The organism is Blastococcus sp. KM273129, from assembly GCF_021698995.1.
GTDB lineage: Bacteria > Actinomycetota > Actinomycetes > Mycobacteriales > Geodermatophilaceae > Blastococcus.
The window spans coordinates 1-6,486 of record NZ_SSXB01000132.1 but is presented as its reverse complement, the minus strand read 5'-3'; the positions used below and the strand labels follow the sequence as shown (position 1 = coordinate 6,486).

The 6,486-nt window shown below is 78.7% G+C and carries 5 protein-coding genes; 2 read left to right on the top strand and 3 right to left on the bottom strand.

Annotation, left to right across the window (positions count from 1 at the left end; all coding sequences use genetic code 11):
- Together dinB and E9565_RS21255 are read left to right on the top strand one after the other, a co-directional pair.
- Positions 1–1,215, top strand: a 1,215-nt coding sequence (dinB, locus tag E9565_RS21260; RefSeq protein ID WP_236836676.1) for a DNA polymerase IV, incomplete at its 5' end; no start/stop codon positions are given.
- A gap of 164 nt (positions 1,216–1,379) precedes the next feature.
- Complete coding sequence (locus tag E9565_RS21255) at positions 1,380–1,778, top strand: DUF3040 domain-containing protein (RefSeq protein ID WP_236836675.1); 399 nt, start codon at positions 1,380–1,382, stop codon at positions 1,776–1,778.
- On the opposite strand, the gene E9565_RS21250 is transcribed toward E9565_RS21255, so the two are convergent.
- From E9565_RS21250 to E9565_RS21240, 3 genes are read right to left on the bottom strand one after another with little or no spacing between them, the layout of a single operon-like run.
- Positions 1,766–4,099, bottom strand: coding sequence for a DUF3488 and transglutaminase-like domain-containing protein (locus E9565_RS21250; RefSeq protein ID WP_236828376.1), 2,334 nt, complete (start codon positions 4,097–4,099; stop codon positions 1,766–1,768). The genes E9565_RS21255 and E9565_RS21250 overlap by 13 nt on opposite strands.
- Positions 4,096–5,442 (bottom strand): DUF58 domain-containing protein, encoded by a 1,347-nt coding sequence (locus tag E9565_RS23450; RefSeq protein WP_236836674.1) that lies wholly within the window; start codon positions 5,440–5,442, stop codon positions 4,096–4,098. Before E9565_RS23450 ends, E9565_RS21250 begins: the two co-directional genes overlap by 4 nt.
- A gap of 2 nt (positions 5,443–5,444) precedes the next feature.
- Positions 5,445–6,428, bottom strand: coding sequence for a MoxR family ATPase (locus E9565_RS21240; RefSeq protein ID WP_236828378.1), 984 nt, complete (start codon positions 6,426–6,428; stop codon positions 5,445–5,447).
- Between the last annotated feature and the right edge of the window lie 58 nt (positions 6,429–6,486).

The window sequence follows — 6,486 nt, the reverse complement described above, 5'->3', positions numbered from 1 at the left end:
GACGGCGGGCGTGCGGGGGGCTGCACCGTGCTGCACGTCGACATGGACGCCTTCTTCGCCAGCGTCGAGGTGCGCCGGCGACCCGAGCTGGCCGGCACCCCGGTGATCGTCGGCGGGGCGGGCAACCGCGGCGTGGTCACCTCGGCCACCTACGAGGCCCGCCGCTACGGGGTGCACGCAGCCATGCCCACCGCACGGGCGCTGCGGCTGTGCCCGACGGCGACGGTCCTGCCGGGGGACATGGCGCTCTACGCCGAGGTGTCCCGGTCGGTGATGGCGCTGTTCCGGTCGATCACCCCCCTGGTCGAGCCGCTGAGCATGGACGAGGCGTTCCTCGACGTCGCCGGTGCCGGCCGCCGGCTGGGCGACGCCGCGGAGGTCGGCGAGCACCTCCGCGCCCGGGTCTTCGACGAGCAGGGCATCACCTGCTCGGTCGGCGTGGCCGGCACCAAGTTCGTGGCGAAGCTGGCCTCCACGCGCGCCAAGCCCGACGGGCTGCTCGTCGTCCGCCCCGCGGAGGTCATGGGCTTCCTCCACCCGCTGCCGGTGGGCGCGCTGTGGGGGGTGGGCCCGAAGACGGAGGAGACCCTCCTGCGGCTGGGGCTGCGCACCGTGGGCGACCTCGCCCACGTGCCGGCGAAGACCCTCCAGCGGGCGCTCGGTGCCGCGGCCGGCGCCCACCTGCACGAGCTCGCCTGGGGCCGGGACCCGCGGCGGGTGGTCCCCGACGAGCCCGAGCGCTCGACCGGAGCGGAGGAGACCTTCGCCACCGACGTCGACGACCCCCGCGTCGTCCACCGGGAGCTGCTGCGCCTGGCGGAGCGGACGGCGGGCCGGCTGCGCTCCACCGGCTGGCTGGCCCGCACGGTCAGCATCAAGGTCCGCTTCGCGGACTTCACCACGATCACCCGCAGCCGCACGCTGGGGGCGCCCACCGACGTGGGGCAGGAGCTCTACGACACCGCCCGCGCCCTCTACGACGCCCTGGGGCTGGACCGGACCCGCATCCGGCTGGTCGGCGTCCGGGCCGCACGGCTGGTGGCGGCGGGGTCGGCCCCCCGGCAGCTGGAGCTCGGCGCCCGCGAGCACGGCCGCCGGGAGGCGGAGCTCGCCGCCGACCGGGCCGCCCGGCGGTTCGGTGCCGGTGCGGTCCGCCCGGCGACGCTGCTGGGCTCGTCGGGCTCGTCGGGCACGTCCGGGCGGTCGGCGCGCTGACCTGGGCGGACGTGCCGGGGCGTGCACCCGGAGGGGTGATCCGCGGACGCGCCCGGCAGCTCGCCGAGGCGTCGCCTTTCGCCGCGTGCAATCGGCTCGTATCCTCGGGGACACCGTCGGCGGGAGCCTCCGACGGAACTGGCTCCGCCCAACTGGAGGTCGACGTGCCGCTCTCCGAGCACGAGCAGCGTCTGCTGGAGCAGATCGAGCGCGCCCTCGTCGATGACGATCCGAAGTTCGCATCCTCGGTCCGCACCGGCGATCGCCGTCAGAAGGCCCGCCGCAAACTGCAGCTCGGTGGGCTGCTGGTCGTGGTCGGGCTCGCCGTCCTGGTCGCCGGCGCCGTCGCCGAGTCCGTCCCGCTGGGCGTCCTCGGCTTCCTGGTCGCCTTCGGCGGTGCCGCCCTCGGGGTGCTGCACTACCGCGGGGCCACCGGCGCCGTCGAGGCACCCGCCCCGTCCGGGTCGCGCGGCTCGACCGCGGCCGGCCGCGGCGGCCGGCGGGGGCGGCAGCCGATGAAGAACCGGCTGGAAGAGCGCTTCCGCCGCCGCTACGACCAGTAGCCCTCGCGCACCGGGTTCCCGGCCGCCGTCCGCCCCGGACGGCGGCCGGACTCGTCCCGGCGCCACCGCCCGGCCCAGTCGCGGGCGCCCGCCACCAGGGAGGCGGGCCACAGCCGCGCCCGCAGCCGCACCGACCGGGGGCGCGCCGCGAGCAGCCCCCGGCGGGCCGCCCGCAGCGCCGCCCGCAGCTCGGCAGCCGGGGGCTCGCTGCCCGGCCGCCCGTAGCTCGCCGCCTCCTCCGCCCGGGCCAGCCGGCGCACGGCGGCCTCCGCCCGCTCCGCCGCGGGGCCGCCCGGGCCCCTGCCCAGCGTGCGGACGAGGGCCTCGGCCACGCGGCGCGGCGTCCAGGACGGCTGCAGGTGCACGCCGAGGTCGGTCCCGGAGGCGCGCAGCTCGGCCCAGGCCCCGGCGGCGCCGCCCCCCGCGAGCCGGCGCCGGCGCTGCAGGGCGCGCACCCCGGCCGGCGCGGCCACGACGACGGCGACCAGCGCCAGCACCCCGGCGGTGGCCAGCAGCGGGCCCCGATCGGCCGCGGTCGCCGCGAGCGGGGTGGCCTGGGGCACCGCCTCCGGCAACCGGTCGGTCCGCGGTGCCGCCGGCTGCGGCGCCGCCGTCGGCGCGGGGACGGCCGGGCCGGTGTCGACCCGCTCCTGCGCCGTGGCCCGGGGGGACCAGGGGAGGTCGACCTGCCGGTCGACCGCCAGCGGGGTGGGGTCGAAGGGCACCCAGCCCACCCCCTGGAAGTACACCTCCACCCAGGCGTGCGCGTCGTCGCTGGTGATCAGCCGCGTCCCGTCGGGCTCGACGTCGCCGGGCGTGTACCCCAGCGCGACCCGGGCCGGCAGCCCCGCCTGCCGCACCAGCACGGCCATGGCGCCGGCGTACTGCTCGCAGTAGCCGCGCTTGAGCCGCAGGAAGTCCACCAGGTCGTCGCCGCTGGTGCCGGGGGCGGTGGAGAGGCTGTAGACGAAGCCGTTGGCGCGGTCGCTGAGGTAGCCCTGGATCCGCAGCACCCGCTCGTAGGGCGTCGCGGCGCCGGCGGTCAACCCGGCGGTGAGCTCGGCGATGGCCGGGTCCAGCTCGGGCAGCGCGCCGAAGCGCTCCTGCACCGGGTCGTCCGGCGGCAGGGGCCCGGCGCGGGCGAGCAGCTCCTCGGACGGGCGGGGCTCCACGGCGGTCACCCCGTAGGCCAGGCCCGCGCTGGTCACCCCCCGGCCGAACACCGTGCCGGTCGCCTCGTCGTACCGCCAGGCGGCCGCCTCGCCGTCCACGCGGACCGACAGGGGCGCGGTCGGCACCGGGAGGAAGCGGTCGTCGTGCTCCAGCACCCGCACCTCGGTGGACACCTGCCGCGTCGGCGGGCCGTCCGGCAGCGGGGCGAGGAAGCCGTCGTCGGCCACCGAGGTCTCGCCGTCGAGGTTGCTCAGCGACCACCCCTCGGCCGGCTCGTACTCGTCGAGGGCGACGGCGCGCAGGTAGCCGGGGTCCTCGACCGAGCTGCCCACCCGCAGCAGCGGGACCGGTTCGGGCAGGGTGAGCTGCCCGCGCAGCTCGGCCGCCGGGTCCAGCGACGTGCCCGTGGCCGAGCCGGTCCCGCCGCCGAGCCCGGTGGCGAACGAACCCTCGGGCAGGGTGGGCACCGCCGCGCCGAGGACCGCGCCGGCCGCCACCGCCACCACGCCGATCCGCACGGCGGCCCCCGAGCCGCCGGCGGGGCCGGCCAGCTCCCGGCGCTGGTCGGCCCACAGCAGGACGGCGAAGCCGGCGGCGGGACCGACCAGCGCCACCAGCCCGATCCCGCCGGTCACCGTGGCCACCGGCACGCACACCAGGGGGAGCAGCGCCGCGCCGGCCACCGCCGCCTGGCGGCCGGCCACCGCGAGGGAGTCGACGACGACGGCGACCAGCCCGACGAACAGGGTGGTGAGCGCGAGCAGGCCGGTCAGCGGGAGGGCCGGGGTTGCCTGCTCGCGGATCTCGGCCGCGCCGGCACCGAAGACCTCGCCCAGCCGCGCGATCGTCGTCGGGGTGGGCAGCAGCCCGGCCAGGGCGGTGTCCGGCACGAACACCGCTGCCAGCACGCAGACCACGAGGGCCAGCTGGCCGAGCGGCACCGCCACGGCCAGCGCCCACGCGGCGCGGTCGCCGGCGAGCCGGGTCACCGCCGCGCGCAGGGCCAGCCCGCCGGCGAGGACGGCGACGACGACGGTCACCACCGGGGGCACCCAGGCGCGGGTGGTGAACACGGGGGAGAGCGCCAGGGCGCCGAGCAGGGTGGCCGCGGCGGCGGCGACCGCGGTGCGGACGTCGGCCGGGCTCATCCCGCCACCCCCGCGGGCGCCCCGGTGAGCGCGGCCCACACCTCGCCGACGTCCTGCCCGGCGGCCGCGGTGGTGACCCGCCAGCCCGCCCCCGCGAGGACGGCGGCGGCCTGGTCGCGCTGGGCGGCCAGGGCGTCGAGCGCCGTGCCGGTGGCGCCGCGGCGGCCCCGCCCCGGCTCGCCCCACGAGGCGACGTCGAGGAGCACGGCGAGGCCGGGCACCGGGCCCTGGCGCAGCCGTGCCAGCTCGGCGACGTCGTCGGGCCCGACCGCGCCCAGCAGGCAGACCAGCGGGCCGTCGCCCGCAGCGCGGCAGGCCACCGGCACGACGTCGGAGAGGTCGCGGGCGCGCGAGACCCCCAGGACCGCCAGCCGGTCCAGGAGCTCCTCGGCCCCGAGCGCGGCGCCCCCGGACGCCGGGCCGGGGTCGTCCCCGCTCGCCACCACCCGCAGCCGCGCCCCGCGCCGGGCGAGGTCGACCCCGATGCTGGCGGCGGCCTCGACCAGCCACTCGAAGCTGTCGCCGGGCGGCGCCGGGTCACCGGGCGGCCCGGGGACCTTCCGGGCGCCGTCCCACGCGGGTGCCACGAGGTGCGCCCGGGCCCGCGTGTCCAGCAGCAGGGTGCCCTGGGCGCGCCAGGGGGTCTCCTCCAGGCGCACCTTCAGGTCGCCGGTGCGCGCGCTGGCCCGCCAGTGCACCTTGCGCATGTCGTCCCCGCGCCGGTACTCGCGGATGCTCACGTCGTCGTCCCCGTGGACGGCGAACGCGCGGTGCGCGCCGTCGCCCCCGCCGCTGCCCCCGCCGGGGCCCCCGCGCCGCAGCGGGCGGACGCGGGGCACCACGACCAGCGGCGCGGTGTCCGACCCGGCGGCGGTCCGCTCGACCAGGCCGAAGGGGTCCAGGACCCGCAGCCGGAGCGGTCCCAGCTGGTAGCGGCCGCGGTGCCGCCCGGACACCCGGTACCGGACGGTGGTCGTCGCGCCGGGGGCGAGCCCGGCCACGGTGAAGCGGTGCGGGCGGCCCAGGGTCGCGGGCAGCTGCTCGGTGAGCAGCCACAGGCCGCCGCGGCGCGCGTCGACGTTCTGCAGCCGCAGCTCGACGTCGGCCTGGGCGCCGCGCGGCACCCGCTGCGGGGTGACGGCGCGCCGGGTGGTGACCCGGAAGCGCCCCCGCGCCACGGTCACGCCGGCGAGCAGCGGCAGGACGAGCACGAAGGCGGCGAGCTGGACCAGCGCCCGCTCCCCGAGCACGGCACCCACCAGCCCGAGGGCGACGCCGCCGGCGAGGAGGGCGCGGCCGCGGGACGTGAGGGCGCCCCGGGCCCGGGCCGGACCGCCGACCACCCTCAGCGCCTGCGGGAGACCGGGACGGAGGACACCAGCGAGGCCACGACCTGCTCGGCGCTGCGCCGGGCCACCACCGCCTCGCCGGCGAGCAGCAGCCGGTGGGCCAGCACCGGCACGGCGAGCGCCTGGACGTCGTCGGGCAGCACGTGGTCGCGGCCGTCGAGGGCGGCGGAGGCGCGGGCGGCGCGCAGCAGCTGCAGGCCCGCGCGGGGCGAGGCGCCCAGCCGGAGCTCCGGCGAGCGGCGGGTGGCCTCCACGAGGGAGACGACGTACCGGCGGACCGCCTCGGCCACGTGCACCTGCCCCACGGCCGCCACCAGGGACCGCACGAGGGCGGCGTCGGCCACCGGGCGCAGGGCGGTGAGCGGGTCGATGGTCGAGCGGTCGTCCAGCATCGCCAGCTCCGCCGCCGGGTCGGGGTAACCCATCGACACCCGGGCGGTGAAGCGGTCCCGCTGGGCCTCGGGCAGGGGGTAGGTGCCCTCCATCTCCAGCGGGTTCTGGGTGGCCATGACGAGGAAGGGCCGGGCCAGCTCGTAGCTGACGCCGTCGACGGTGACCTGGCGCTCCTCCATGCACTCGAGCAGCGCCGACTGGGTCTTGGGGGATGCCCGGTTGATCTCGTCGGCGACGACGACGTTGGCGAAGATCGCGCCGGGCTTGAACTCGAACGCCCGCGTCTCCTGGTCGTAGACGGCCACGCCCGTGACGTCGCTGGGCAGCAGGTCGGGCGTGAACTGGATCCGCCGCACGCTCGCGTCGATCGACCCGGCCAGCGCCTTGGCCAGCGTCGTCTTGCCGACCCCGGGCACGTCCTCGATGAGCAGGTGGCCCTCGGCCAGCAGCACGACCAGCGCCAGCCGGACGACGTGGTCCTTGCCCTGGACGACGCGGCCGATCGAGGCCGCGATGCGTGCGCCCTCCGCGGCGACGTCGACCGACGCGTCGGCCGTCCCGTCGGCGGACCGTGTCGCCTCCGTCACCGCTCCACCGTACGTGCCGCGCGACCCCCCGTCCCGGTCGCTGATCACGGTGCGCGGG